Below are 13,412 nucleotides of genomic sequence, written 5' to 3'. Positions count from 1 at the left end.
AATTATATATGTTTATTATTATTAATAAGTAACTTCAAAAATTACAAATCGAAATATATATAAAAGAGAAAAAACTAATTTTACTTATTATAATTAAATACCTTGATAGGAGGGAAAAAATTGGATAAATCAAATATTATCATTTCAATAATTATTGTATTATGTATCGCAGCAGCGGTTACCGCATACGGTATAACAAATACCGACAACCCAATATTCTCTAATTTATCTAGTATGGGCGCAAACAATAATGGAAATGGACTTGGAAATAATAGCACTTTAGCAAACAATTCTTCCTCTGTAGCAATCACCGCAGGAAGTTCAGATTCTGGTGCAGATGATGGATCATCAGGAAGCGATTACTCAGGAAGTGATTCATCTTCAAGCGATTCATCAAGTGATTCATCCTCATCATCTTCATCCTCATCTTCAAGCAGTTCATCAAGTTCCAGCAGCGATAGTGGAAGATCAAGTACACAAATGTCTTATTCAGATGCGAAAGCTATTGCAGCTGATGCAATATTAGAAGATGGATGTTATGCAGGCGATGGTTATTATTCAGATGGTATGTGGTACTTCACAGTCTATGATAAGCAAGGAAATGCCGTAGATACCATTAGTGTTGATGACGCAACCGGAAGTACCGGAAGAGGATAAAATTTAATTTTAATCCTTTCTTTTTTTATTTTTAATGAAATGGATAAGTATATATAATAAGAAAAACAAAACTATTATTGCTATATGTAAGGGCCCGTAGCCTAGCTGGATAGGGCGTCGGACTTCTAATCCGAAGACCCCGGGTTCAAATCCCGGCGGGTCCGTCCTTATAAATTCTTTTTTTGGAAAAACAAATTTAGGCAACTTAGTTATTTTTTGGGCTTGTAGCCTAGTCTGGAAGGGCGTAAGACTCCTAATCTTAAGATCGAGGGTTCAAATCCCTCCAAGTCCGCTTTTAAAAACTGTCTAAAGTGACCACTTTAGGCTTTTTAACTTCTTTTTTAAACAGTATCTGACCATATTGTCCGCCTCCACCAGGAATTACCTCAATAGTATTATTTCTGAATGACTCTATGGCTAAGGCAACATTTCCATCGATTTTTTTGATATCACCCAATGGCACATCAATCAAAACGTTGATTTCGGTATCAAAACCATCAATCAATTTCTGCCAGATTCCCTGTACGAACTTTGTGGTAACTCCCTTGTCATAAACAGAAGAAATGATTTCAGCCAAAGGCATCAAATGAACATATTTTGGCCTGAAATCAGGATGAACGGGTTTGTCCAAATCCGCTATTTCAGATATCCTGAAGTCAACTCCCTTTTTGACTGTGCCTCCGCATGAACATTTCATCCTGTTTTCACGGGCAACGAGAGGATCGATCAATTTGTGGCACTTAGTGCATGCAGTCATGTGATATTTCCCCAAATTGGGCACCAGGCCATAATTAGCCTTGACATCCCTCATTTTAAAAGCCTTTTTGATTGAAGAATAGGAAATGTCTTCCAGCTCAATCTGATTAAATTCACGGCCCAACCTGTGGGGCCATGGGGAGTGTGCATCCGAGTTTGTCAAAAACACGAAATCCTTGAGTTCCGATACCGTATCGGCCATAGAAGTGTCAGCAGACAATCCCAACTCAACGAAATCGGGAGCCTTCTTGTAACAGTCATAAATGCTGTCATGTGACTTGTACATTCCGGTCCATGGCGTGAATGCATGTGCCGGACCGATCAGGCAATCATAGTCATGAGCAAATTCCAACAGCTCCGCCCCTCCAAGCTTTGTTTTGGGCCTCCCGTCAGCGTTCTTGTTTTTTGAAGGCAATTTTTCTGACATCTCACGGGCAATGTTCAAATCGGGAATGATGATTAGATGATGGATTCTGCTTTTTCCCTCAACTTCAGTTGTCAAAACAAAATCCATATCGTCAGCCGTGTATATGCCGTCACCCGAATATGTTGTGCTTTCCTCAATTATATCGAGCCACTTCGGATGAAGGCCGTCACCGGTTCCCAAAAGCTCCAATCCCTTCAATTTAGATTTGGGAGCGATATTTCTAATCACCATGTCCTTAGATGATGCCATTGAAAAACAGCTGTGAGTGTGAAAATCGGCATTTACTAACATGATTAACTGTTAGAAACTAGTATTATTTAATATTTTTTTAACATCAGAAAGTGGATATTTCTCCCTTTTAGGCATCAAATCAACACCCACTTCACCAACCGAATCCAGATTTTTTAAAAATCCGTTTGTTTTGTCAATCAGGTCGATGATTTCCCTTTGGGTTGTTGGAAAAGCAAGCTTCAGTGTCGGAATATCTAAATCATTGACAATCTTGACAAAGAGGCTGTGGGCATTGTTGCATGCATTTCCTCCAAAGAGTATCAAATCATTCAACGGACTGTACATCCGCTCATAAATGCGGGGACGCTTTCCGATGATGATTGCGGCATCAGCCCTCTCAACGACTTTAGAAAATAGGAATAATCTTGATTTTACGCCTGAGGGAAGTTCGCTTGAGGCATATTTTGTAATCAGATTGTCAAATGTCAAATTCCCTTCGCAAATATCCATATTGTCGTAACGGGAGAAATTGCTGGGGGACAAATAAGTATGCCCATTCTTTTCAATCAATGGAATTACAATCATTGATGTGTCTGGAATGACTATAACATTCATAAAAAAAGTAAATAGATATTGGATTGATTATCCAATATATCTTAAATCGTCTGCGTTTCCTGCATTGGCCTTATTGATTAAGTCCTGTTCCATCTGCTGAGCTTTAGCAATCATTTGTCTGGTTTCTTCAGCCCTTTCATCTAACTTTTCAGTATTGATTTCAAAATTAAGCAAATGGGATAACTTTAACAGTAAAGCTTCGGCAGCTTCAGCATCAATGAAATATCCTGGAGTTTCGCCCATAAGACAAGACCCTTCGATTCCTCTGCGGGCACCGAGACCCAAGAAAAGTCCGGAAGCTCCAACAATTCCACCGTCATTGGATCTAATTTCAACTTCTGCTTCCTTTAAAAGCTCAACATTGGCTTCGCAGGTAGCCGCTCCGAATACATTTGGATTTTCAACAGGCTGCGGAGAGGTAACCATTCCGCCAAGTGTGAAAATCCTGTCAATGTCAAATTGGCAGACAAAATCCAAAATCTCTTTGCAAACCAGGTATTGTCCTTCAGGAGATAATGCCTGAGTATTTCCGACAAGAATAATCAAATCCAGATTTTCCTCACCGACGTCCTTCAGGTAGTATAGCTCATTGAACATGTTTTCAATGATGCCTTCCTCCTTAACAAGAACTTGAGGCGGGAAAGTCGGAGAATAAATTTCAGCAAACTTGGTGGCTCCCAATTCATCAATCATATGGTCTGCTGCCAGTTTACCCACATGTCCAAGACCAGGTAACGCTTCTATAAAAACAGGGTTGTTCAATTCAACTTCTTCTAAAACAGTAATTTCTGCAGTATTCATTGTATTACTCCTTGTTCATTGCCTCTTTTTTTAATATGCGCCTATATTTACCATATTTATCCTCAACAGAAAATTTGGGAGGATAAATAACTTTAAGCGGTCCTCCACATTTAGGGCAAGCATCCTTTAAAGTATAAATTCCACATTCAGGACATTTATTCATTTTCATATTCATGTAAATCTAATTAATCTAACTCTCTTAAAAATGAACCGTTACCGCCGGATTCTTCAACAACTGCAATGCATCTTTCAGCTGCTGCCTTAAGAGTTTTTTCTGCTAAAATATAATCAGTAGATTTTACAGTAATTCTGTATCTTGGTGCACCGACGCATTGGACTTTGATTTCTTCCTCTTCGTCCCCGTTATCTTCAGCGGCCTTAAGGGCTGAAATGATAACCTCTACACCATCAGGCACAAAAGTTTCAATATCTACATAACCATTGATGTGAACCTCAGGAGGAGTGATGTTCTTTTTAGCTACTTCAGTAATAGCATCAGCCCAATCCTGTGGGATTCCTTCTTCAGTCAAAGATTCGGCACCTTCATCAGAAGCGGCTTCAAAAGCACCGTAGACATCACCAAAAATGTCCATAAGCTCATAGCCCACCTCATCATAAGCTTCATCTAAAGTCTTATCCAATGATTTGGCAGATAATTCCAAGAATTTTTCAGCTTTCTGTTCAATTTTCCAATGTTGGATTTTTTTAGTTCTCTGATCTTCACGGATCCTTTTTAAGGAAGCGTCAACATGCCCTTTTTTAGGGTTAACCCTTAAGACACGGCAAACGATTTTTTGATTTTCTCTTACGTGGTCTCTGATGTTTTTAACCCAACCGGAAGATACTTCAGAAATATGAATAAAAGCTTCTTTGCCCTGATATTCTTCTAATTTAGCAAAAGCCCCATAATTAAGAACTTTATAAACTGTACCTACAATAAGTTCTCCTTCATCAGGCCATTCTTGACTTTTTCTTACCATATTCTCACCAACATCAAATAAAAATTATAAAAAATAGTAAAAAAATAAGTTTAAAACTAGAAATCTAGTTTAAAACTTTTTCAATGTGTGCGGTGATTTTAGCTTTAGCACCGCGAGATTTGACAAGAGTCTTACCGCAAATGATACATTTTACATCAGATGCAGCACGGTCGAATATTACTTGTTCGTTGTCACAATCTAAACATTTAACTTTTAAAAAGTTTCCTCTACCTTTACTAACCATGTTAACCACCTTATTTAGCTACAAATTCAGGTTTACCTGTTCTGAAAGATTGTTTAATGTGAGATTTACCACATTCTTTACATTTAAGCCTTAAGTCTAATTTTTTAACTGGTTTGTTTCCAGCAGGTAAAGGCCTTGGGTAACCCCTATAACCAGCAGTCACACGTCTGAATTGTCTTTGTCCCCAGGTTAACTCACTAGCTTTTCTCCTTTTTGCAGTGTGTACTTCATGTACAGTGTGTTTTCTGCAATGAGGACAGTATGTTCTTTTTTCTTTTGGTATTTTCATTATTTCACCGTAAATTAATAAATCATTGTAAATCTATCTATGAATTTATCTAAATTCAATTTCTATCAAAAAACGTTAGAGATAAAAACTGCATTGTAACGCATCAAGTCTACAGACAGCAAAAATCCAAATTATATAAAATATAATTTTTTATTATCACAAATAGATACGATTAATATATCTATTTATTAAGCTATTTAAATGTAATGGAAAAACACCTAAATTTTGACTTGGCGACCTTTTCGATTTTTGAAAAATATTTTTGCATTGACCATCGGCAATGTTACAATATCCTGCGGTCTGAAAGGCCCGTAAGTTTTCTCATCAACACCAACAATAGCTCCGACATCATCAAAAACAAGCATAGTGACAAGCTCTGTTTCTTTAGCCACCTTTTTTGATTCAAAATCATAAAACTCATCCTCTGCATCAAAAGCATTGGGATTGTCTTCAATGTTTTCAACAGGTTTTAGCTTAACTTGCGGCTTTACGACAGGTTTTTTTACATCAGGTGAAGGCTCAGGTTCCGGTTTTTCCTTAATAATCGGTTCGGGTTCTGTTTTTTCAACATCAACTTCCGGAGTCAAAGTGGTTTTTTGAGTCTCTTTAGGTTTGATGATCGGCTTTTTAGGAGCATCATCATCAGACAACTTTTCAAGGGAAATGTTGCTTCTGTGATTTTTCAATGTATCGATTAGGGAATAGTAGAATTGCTCCTCCTCAGGAGTCAGGTTCAGGGGAGTGGTATCCACCAAATCAAACTGAGGCTTGCCTGTGAATAAATGATAGGATCTGTGAATATTTATAACAGCCGCTTCTGAAATCTTCTTTTCACGCCTTTCACAAATCTCTGTTGCAATAATTTGAGATTGCTTAAGCAATGATACGGCTTTGGAAAACGGATCGCTCATAGCTTCCTGCTTCAGCACATCCATATATTCCTGAAGCTGACTGTAGAAATCCTCCTCTACACGAGCTAATGTGCCGTTATTCCGTTCCTTTTTCTGAATCTGACGTAAAACTTGATAGAATTTATCCACTTAAGACCATCTCTAAAAATTAACTTTTAAAAATAAAAAAAAAGATGAACCGATGAAATTAATCATCTTGTTCTAATCTAGGAGCAAGTAAGAAACTGAGTTTACCGTCACCGGTTACCATATTGAGAGTCAGGCTCAATGGCATATCGGTACCTAAACTGATTTCCGCTTCCTCTGAAAATTTATCTGCTTTGAGCATTTCTCTAATCTTATCTAAAGAGAATAAAGATTTCGCATGTTCCTGAATATTTTCTCCATGAAGATACTTGATACTTGCATCACCAAATTCACCGTCAGCTGATGCTATAAAGTAGTCTTCATCAACCTGCAATGCGATTTTATCTGAAAATATATCAATATCGTTGATTGAATCTTTTAAGATTGAGAAACGTACCTTAAATGTGGTTGGATGTGAAATTTGAGGTGGAGTTGGGTTGTCATATTCAATATCAATCAATCTGATTTTGAATGTTCTTGTTGCATCCCCTTCAAAAGTAATGATGAAATTACCTTCATCCACAGACATCAATACTCTGTCTTGAGATTTCGCACGTTTGAGCACTCTCATGAATTCATCAGTGTCAATATTAATCTTTTCAGGCACATCACAAATGTATTCGTCGAACAAACTTGCATTAAGTTCTAGATGTACGAAAGTTATGTGACTACGGTCTAAGGCATCTAATCTCATGCCTTCACTGTCAGTTTGGATTTGTACTTCATCAACAATTGATGAAATAGCATCAAAACTGGTTTTTAATATACTAGAATCACTTAATTCTGCTTTAAACATAAATAATCCTCTTATAAATAATGTAATTATATTTGTTTTTTATATATTATAAGTTTATCTAATAGGTGAAAATTGGGACTGTCAAAATGTAGCTCTTTGACAGTCCCTGAAAATTATTCATTTGATGCCCTTTTCATGGCTGAAACATATTCCTTCAGGGGTTCTGCAGCATCTTCGCCATATTGTTCGATGATTTTTACGATTGCACTGCCGACAATGACTCCATCGGCAATCTTACCAATTTCAGATGCCTGTTCGGGAGTATTGATGCCGAAACCGACCGCCAAAGGCAAATCAGTAACCTCGCGAATGTCGGATAAAATTGCATTCAAATCAGTTTTGATTTCTGAACGCATTCCAGTAACCCCCAATGATGAAACAACATAAATAAAACCGGTTGCATCACCGGCTATCTTTTGTATTCTCTGTTTTGAAGTAGGTGCAATCAATGAAATGACATCAACTCCATTTGAAAGGGCAATATCTTTAATTTCATCTTTTTCCTCATATGGCAAGTCCGGAGAAATAATTCCATCAATTCCAAGCTCGGCACATCTTTTAAAGAACCTTTCATAACCGTAAAAGAAAACAGGATTGATATAAGTCAAAAAGACCAGCGGAATGTCTGTTTTTTCACGCACTCTTGCGACGATGCCAAATACGTCATCGGTTGTGGTATTGTGCTTCAAAGCCCTGACGTTAGCGTCCTGAATAACGACACCTTCAGCCATCGGATCTGAAAAAGGAATTCCTATCTCAACCAGATCGCAGCCTGCCTCTTCCATTGCAAGAATGTATTCGACGGTCTTGTCAATTGTCGGGTCTCCCGCTGTCAGAAATCCTATGAATGCGGTTCCGTTTTCAAATGCATTGGATATCTTACTCATTTAAATCAACTCCTCTGTATTCTGCAATTGATCTTACATCCTTATCGCCTCTGCCGGACAGGCAAATCATTATTGTTTCATCCTTATCCATTTCAGGAGCGATTTTCATGGCATATGCAACTGCATGTGCACTTTCGATAGCCGGAATTATGCCCTCCATCTTTGAAAGGTATTCGAATGCAACAACCGCTTCCTCATCGGTTATTGGAACATATTCCGCCCTTCCGGTGTCTCTTAGATATGCATGTTCAGGGCCGACTCCAGGATAGTCAAGACCGGCAGATACTGAATATACCGGTGCGATTTGCCCATAGTCACCCTGATTGAAGATTGATTTCATTCCATGAAATATTCCAATCTTGCCTTTTGTAAGGGCGGCCGCATTGTAAGGTGTGTCTATTCCCTTTCCCCCAGCTTCACAGCCAATCAATTTAACATCTTCATCTTCAATGAAATTATAAAATGCACCCATTGCATTACTTCCACCACCGACACAGGCAATGACCGCATCCGGAAGCTTTCCTTCCTTTTCAAGGAACTGTTCACGGGCTTCGGCACTGATTACTGCCTGAAAATCACGAACAATCATCGGGAACGGATGAGGTCCCATTGTGGAACCGATTACATAATTGGTATCATGAACCCTTGCAATCCAATCCCTGAATGCATCGTTTACCGCATCCTTTAAAGTCTGTGTTCCGGATTTGACGGAATGGACCTTAGCGCCCAAGAGTTCCATCCTGTAAACGTTTAGAGCCTGTCTTTTTGTATCAACTTCGCCCATGAAAACCTCACATTCCATGTCCAGAAGCGCCGCTGCAGTCGCTGTTGCAACCCCGTGCTGGCCTGCTCCGGTTTCTGCAATAACCCGAGTCTTTCCCATCTTTTTGGCAAGAAGCACCTGACCCAAAACATTGTTTATCTTATGGGCTCCGGTATGGTTCAAATCCTCACGCTTCAAATAGATTTTGGCACCGCCAAGGTCTTCTGTCATTCTTTTAGCATAATATAATAAAGATGGTCTTCCTGCATATTCCTTCAACAAGGTATTGAGCTCTTCAACAAAATCCGGATCGTTCATATAATGATTGTACTGCTCCTCCAGGTAAAGCAATTCATTCATTAATGTTTCAGATATGTACTGGCCACCATATTCACCATATCTTCCTCTACTCAATTTATAACCTCCATAATCTCTTTTATTTTATTTTCATCTTTAAATCCATCAGTTTCAAGGCTTGAACTCAAATCAATGGCATATGGATTGAACTCGTCAATGGCCTGAGTCACGTTTTTGCTGTTCAATCCTCCCGCCAGGAAAAACTCTTTTTTTATGTCTTTTCGAATAAGACTCCAATCAAATGTTTTTCCACTGCCTTTTCCACTGTCAAGCAATAAATAATCAGAATTAGAATCATTATATTCCAATAAATCGATTTCCTGTGTCATTTCAATTGCATTAATTATCTTCAATTCATCGTCAGTTTTCTTTTTTAAATCCAATATAAATTGTTCGCTTTCGCTTCCGTGAAGCTGAGCGATTTCAATTATCCCTTCATCGAATAATTTCAATATCTCATCCTGCAAAGAATCCACGAAAACACCAACCGGAATTATATCCGAATCAAGATTGTTCCTTAATTCTTTAGCCAAATCATGTGAAACCTTTCTTTTTGAATCTGCAAATACAAACCCAATATAATCAGGTTTATATCTGTTGACTATCTCAATATCCTCCAATCGTTTGATTCCACAGATTTTGATTTTAACCATTTTTCAACTCCGAAATCATGGCCTTTTTATCATCACTTTTCATTAAAGTTTCGCCTATTAAAACAGCATCAACATCATTTTCTTTTAATCTGGTGATATCTTCATGTGTTTTAATGCCACTTTCTGAAATAAATATAACATCTCCACTGACACATCTACGTAGATTGATACTATTTTCAATATCTACTGTGAAATCCTGCAGGTTCCTGTTGTTGACGCCGATAATTTCAGCCCCAACTATCATGGCCCTCATGATTTCATCACCGTCATGAGCCTCAACAATAGCTGAAAGGCCCAAATCATGAGCCAGATCCAAATATTTCCTCAGCTGAACAATATCAAGGATAGAAACTATCAGTAAAACTGCGGAAGCGCCCAACATCTTGGCTTCCCAAATCATGTACTCGTCAACGACAAAATCCTTTCTCAAAACAGGTATGCTGACCTCCTTGGCAATTTCCTCCAGATATTCGTCAGACCCCTGGAAAAAATATGGCTCGGTTAAGACAGAAATTGCACTGGCCCCTGCGGCCTCATATTCCTTGGCAATGGCCAGATAATCAAAGTCCTCTGCAATCAGTCCCTTTGATGGTGAAGCTTTTTTGACTTCGGCTATGATTGAAATATCATCCCCACCCAATGCCTTTTTAAATGGGAACTCATTTGAAATTTCCAATAGGGAAACCTGTTTTTTAATATCTTCCAATGGCAATATGCTTTTAGCCATTTCCACTCTTTCTTTTGTTTTTTCAACGATTTCATCCAACATATTAATCAGCATTTGTAAATTCAATAAAGTTTTCAAGTTGCCTTAATGCCTTTCCGGAATCGATAATTTCGGCTGCAAGCTCTACGCCTTCCCTTAGGGATTCGACTTTGCCTGCAACATACAATCCGGCAGCAGAATTCAGCAGAACAGCATTTCTTTTCGGTCCTTTTTCACCTTTTAGAATTGACATGGTAATCTGCGCATTTTCCTTGGCGTCACCACCTACCAAATCCCCTTTGGAACATCTTTCCATTCCAAAGAGTTCGGGTGAAATTTCATAAGACATTGTTTTACCATCTTTAAGTTCACATACAAAAGTTTTGTCACTGACTGAAATCTCATCCATTCCATCCATTCCATAAACTGAAACTGCAGACTCAACACCCAAATTCTTCAATACCTCCATCAAAGGTTCGACAAGTTCCTTTTCATAAACGCCCAGAACCTGCATGGAAGCACCTGCAGGATTTGTCAGCGGCCCCAGGATGTTAAAGATAGTCCTGATTGAAAGCTCCTTTCTTACTGGAGCCACATATTTCATGGACAGGTGATAATTCTGCGCAAAGAGGAAACATATGTTGTTTTCCTTAAGGCATCTCAAGCTTCTGCTTGGGCTTATATGAATGTTGACACCCAGCTCCTCCAATACATCGGCCGCACCGCATTTGCTTGATGCAGATCTGTTTCCATGCTTTGCAACAGGAATTCCTGCAGCTGAAATGACAATTGAAGAGGTTGTTGAAATGTTGAAGGTGTTTGAACCGTCACCTCCTGTGCCGACAATCTCCAAAACCTTCTCATCATTCAAGAGCCTCAAACAATGTGCCCTCATCGCTTCAGCGGATGCGGTGATTTCCTCGATGGTTTCGCCTTTCATTGCCATGGCGGTCAGATAAGCGCTCATCTGAACTTCGCTTGCTTCACCGGTCATGATCTCATCCATTGTTTTATAGGCTTCATCATAATTTAAATTTTCATGCTTGTATACCTTTAAAATAGCTTCCTTAATCATAATATTCCTCTTTCAACTTTCTCTAGAAAATTTTCAATAATTGTAAGTCCGTCAGGTGTCAAAATTGATTCCGGATGGAACTGCAGACCGTAAACATTGAAGTCCCTATGCTTTACAGCCATGACCTCTCCATCATCACGTGCCTTTGAAATGATTTCCAGACAATCCGGAAGTGAATCTTCAACCAGACTCAGGGAGTGATATCTTCCAACAGATATTTCGCTTGGAAGGCTTTTAAAAATAAAGTCATAGTCAAGGGAGATCTTTGAGGACTTTCCGTGCATGAGCCTTTTTGCATGGGAGACTTCACCTCCAAGTGCTGCGCAAATTGCCTGATGGCCCAGACAAACGCCGAGAATTGGAATCTCGTCATGGAATTCCTTTACCAAATCCACGCATATTCCCGCATTTTCAGGTTTTCCAGGTCCAGGAGACAATATAATCGCTTCCGGATTCAATTCCCTTATCTCTTCAACTGTTATCTTATCATTCCTTGAAACCATAATGTCTGAATTGACCTGGCCAATCAATTGGTATAGGTTATATGAAAAACTATCGTAGTTATCTATCAAAAGAATCATTGCAATCCCCCATCAGCAGTCTTCAAGGCATCAATTACGGCTGCCGCCTTGTTTAAGCATTCTTCAAATTCCTTTTCCGGAACGCTGTCGGCCACAATTCCCGCACCTGAGCGTATGAATACCTTATTGTTTCTTGCAAAGGCTATTCTGATTGAGATGCAGGTGTCAATGTTGCCGCTCAAATCAACATAACCGATAGCTCCGCCGTATATTCCCCGCTTATTGTCTTCAAGTTCGTTTATTATTTCGCAGGCCCTTATTTTTGGAGCTCCTGATAATGTTCCGGCAGGCAAAATCGAATCAATTGCAGAAAGTGAGTCCAAATCGCTTCTCAAATCTCCGGTTACGGTAGATCCTATATGCATCACATGCGAAAATCTCTCAATCGACAGATACTTCTCCACTTTTACAGAGCCGATTTCTGAAATTCTTCCAATGTCATTTCTTCCAAGGTCAACCAGCATGTTGTGCTCAGCAAGCTCCTTTTCGTCTGAAAGCAAATCATGCTCCAGCTCATGGTCCTCATCACCGGTTTTACCCCGTGGCCTTGTTCCAGCCAGAGGGAAAGTGTAAAGCTTATTATCATTTAATTTGACCAATGTTTCAGGAGAAGCCCCTGCAATCTCAATGTCGTTGCTTGAAAAGTAAAACATGTAAGGGGAAGGGTTTGTAGTTCTCAAAACCCTGTATGTGTCCAGCAAGCTTCCTGAAATTTCCGCTTCAATCCTGTTTGAAAGCACAACCTGAAAAATATCTCCTTCATAGATGTAATTCTTTGCCTTTTCAACCATCTCACAATACTTTTCGCGTGAAAAAACAGGCTTGAAATCTGACTTTAGCTTCAATGGTATGATATCTGATTTTTTGCCGTTTTTCAATAAATCAGCCATTTCAATAAGTTCATCGCATGCTCTTTTGTAGTTGTTTTCCAAATCATCGGTCTTGATGTTTATTATGAGAATTATCTTTTGCCTGAAGTTATCGAATGCTATTACCTTGTCAAAAAGCATCAGGTCGATGTCCTTGAAGCAGTCCTGATTTTCGGCATCCAGATTCAGGCTAGGCTCGGCATACTTGATATAGTCATATGCGAAGTATCCCACAAAACCGCCGGTGAATGGAGGCAGGTCTTTCAATTTTGGAGATCTATTCTTTTCAATCAAATCCTTGATTATCTCACGAGGATTATCAGTTTCAATGGTTATCTCATCATCATTCAATTCATTGAAGTCCTTATCTCCTTTGATATTAACAATGCCATTCTGGCAGGTGAATTCCAAAAGAGGATTGAAGCCTAAAAATGTGTATCTTCCCCATTTTTTTGAATCCTCTACACTTTCCAGCATGTATGTGTGATTGCTAATGCCTTTCAAAATTCTTAAAACTTCTATTGGAGTGGCTATATCCGAAAACAATTCATAAGATATAGGAATCCTTTTATACTCTCCATTCTTACTTATTTCTTTTGCTTCATTTAAACTTGGGGAAAACATTTTATCACTAATAATTAATTAGTATAATGTACTATTTAAAACCTTGTTGTATCAAAATGTACAT

17 protein-coding genes and 2 tRNA genes are annotated in these 13,412 nt (G+C 38.7%); 3 read left to right on the top strand and 16 right to left on the bottom strand.

Going from position 1 to position 13,412, the window contains the following annotated elements; translation table 11 throughout:
- Positions 1-120: 120 nt before the first annotated feature.
- The 3 genes from QZ138_RS03745 (at position 121) to QZ138_RS03735 (ending at position 949) form a co-directional block, all read left to right on the top strand.
- Positions 121-657: an endoglucanase gene (locus tag QZ138_RS03745; RefSeq protein ID WP_292886367.1), complete on the top strand. Its 537-nt coding sequence runs from the start codon at positions 121-123 to the stop codon at positions 655-657.
- Between the two features lie 90 nt (positions 658-747).
- A tRNA-Arg gene (locus QZ138_RS03740) sits at positions 748-821 on the top strand.
- A gap of 54 nt (positions 822-875) precedes the next feature.
- Positions 876-949, top strand: a tRNA-Arg gene (locus QZ138_RS03735).
- 3 nt (positions 950-952) lie between these two features.
- Here the strand turns inward: QZ138_RS03735 and QZ138_RS03730 are convergent.
- From QZ138_RS03730 to trpE, 16 genes are all read right to left on the bottom strand, one after another.
- Entirely contained in the window at positions 953-2,131 is a 1,179-nt protein-coding gene (locus QZ138_RS03730) for a TIGR00375 family protein (protein ID WP_292886364.1), read from the bottom strand.
- Positions 2,132-2,140: 9 nt separating this feature from the next.
- Entirely contained in the window at positions 2,141-2,686 is a 546-nt protein-coding gene (locus QZ138_RS03725) for a DUF2112 family protein (protein WP_292886361.1), read from the bottom strand.
- A 27-nt stretch (positions 2,687-2,713) separates the two neighbouring features.
- The gene (locus QZ138_RS03720) at positions 2,714-3,487 is read right to left on the bottom strand and encodes a proteasome assembly chaperone family protein (protein WP_292602256.1); all 774 of its coding nucleotides are present in this window, start codon (positions 3,485-3,487) and stop codon (positions 2,714-2,716) included.
- A gap of 4 nt (positions 3,488-3,491) precedes the next feature.
- Entirely contained in the window at positions 3,492-3,662 is a 171-nt protein-coding gene (locus tag QZ138_RS03715; protein ID WP_292602259.1) for an RNA-protein complex protein Nop10, read from the bottom strand.
- Positions 3,663-3,672: 10 nt separating this feature from the next.
- Complete coding sequence (locus QZ138_RS03710) at positions 3,673-4,467, bottom strand: translation initiation factor IF-2 subunit alpha (RefSeq protein ID WP_292602262.1); 795 nt, start codon at positions 4,465-4,467, stop codon at positions 3,673-3,675.
- Positions 4,468-4,531: 64 nt separating this feature from the next.
- Positions 4,532-4,711 carry a 30S ribosomal protein S27e gene (locus tag QZ138_RS03705; protein WP_067044971.1) on the bottom strand — a complete coding sequence of 60 codons (180 nt, stop codon included), beginning with the start codon at positions 4,709-4,711 and terminating at the stop codon, positions 4,532-4,534.
- A gap of 10 nt (positions 4,712-4,721) precedes the next feature.
- Positions 4,722-5,000: a 50S ribosomal protein L44e gene (locus QZ138_RS03700; protein WP_292602274.1), complete on the bottom strand. Its 279-nt coding sequence runs from the start codon at positions 4,998-5,000 to the stop codon at positions 4,722-4,724.
- 218 nt (positions 5,001-5,218) lie between these two features.
- Positions 5,219-6,040 (bottom strand): hypothetical protein, encoded by an 822-nt coding sequence (locus QZ138_RS03695; RefSeq protein WP_292886358.1) that lies wholly within the window; start codon positions 6,038-6,040, stop codon positions 5,219-5,221.
- A 58-nt stretch (positions 6,041-6,098) separates the two neighbouring features.
- A complete protein-coding gene (pcn, locus tag QZ138_RS03690; protein WP_292886356.1) occupies positions 6,099-6,833 on the bottom strand; it encodes a proliferating cell nuclear antigen (pcna) in 735 nt (244 codons plus the stop codon).
- A 113-nt stretch (positions 6,834-6,946) separates the two neighbouring features.
- Positions 6,947-7,720: a tryptophan synthase subunit alpha gene (gene trpA / locus QZ138_RS03685; RefSeq protein ID WP_292886354.1), complete on the bottom strand. Its 774-nt coding sequence runs from the start codon at positions 7,718-7,720 to the stop codon at positions 6,947-6,949.
- On the bottom strand, positions 7,713-8,897 hold the full coding sequence (trpB, locus tag QZ138_RS03680) for a tryptophan synthase subunit beta (RefSeq protein WP_292886352.1): 1,185 nt from the start codon (positions 8,895-8,897) through the stop codon (positions 7,713-7,715). The genes trpA and trpB overlap by 8 nt, the downstream gene beginning before the upstream one ends.
- Positions 8,894-9,493, bottom strand: coding sequence for a phosphoribosylanthranilate isomerase (locus tag QZ138_RS03675; protein ID WP_292886350.1), 600 nt, complete (start codon positions 9,491-9,493; stop codon positions 8,894-8,896). Before QZ138_RS03675 ends, trpB begins: the two co-directional genes overlap by 4 nt.
- Positions 9,486-10,262, bottom strand: a complete 777-nt coding sequence (trpC, locus tag QZ138_RS03670; RefSeq protein ID WP_292886347.1) for an indole-3-glycerol phosphate synthase TrpC — start codon at positions 10,260-10,262, stop codon at positions 9,486-9,488. The genes QZ138_RS03675 and trpC overlap by 8 nt, the downstream gene beginning before the upstream one ends.
- A gap of 1 nt (position 10,263) precedes the next feature.
- Complete coding sequence (gene trpD, locus QZ138_RS03665) at positions 10,264-11,274, bottom strand: anthranilate phosphoribosyltransferase (protein WP_292886345.1); 1,011 nt, start codon at positions 11,272-11,274, stop codon at positions 10,264-10,266.
- The gene (locus QZ138_RS03660; protein WP_292886342.1) at positions 11,271-11,855 is read right to left on the bottom strand and encodes an aminodeoxychorismate/anthranilate synthase component II; all 585 of its coding nucleotides are present in this window, start codon (positions 11,853-11,855) and stop codon (positions 11,271-11,273) included. Before QZ138_RS03660 ends, trpD begins: the two co-directional genes overlap by 4 nt.
- Positions 11,852-13,348 carry an anthranilate synthase component I gene (gene trpE / locus QZ138_RS03655; protein ID WP_292886339.1) on the bottom strand — a complete coding sequence of 499 codons (1,497 nt, stop codon included), beginning with the start codon at positions 13,346-13,348 and terminating at the stop codon, positions 11,852-11,854. Before trpE ends, QZ138_RS03660 begins: the two co-directional genes overlap by 4 nt.
- Between the last annotated feature and the right edge of the window lie 64 nt (positions 13,349-13,412).

The organism is Methanobrevibacter sp. UBA212 (genome assembly GCF_905233225.1).
In the GTDB taxonomy this organism is placed as follows: Archaea; Methanobacteriota; Methanobacteria; order Methanobacteriales; family Methanobacteriaceae; genus Methanocatella.
This window is presented reverse-complemented; position numbering and strand designations above follow the sequence as displayed.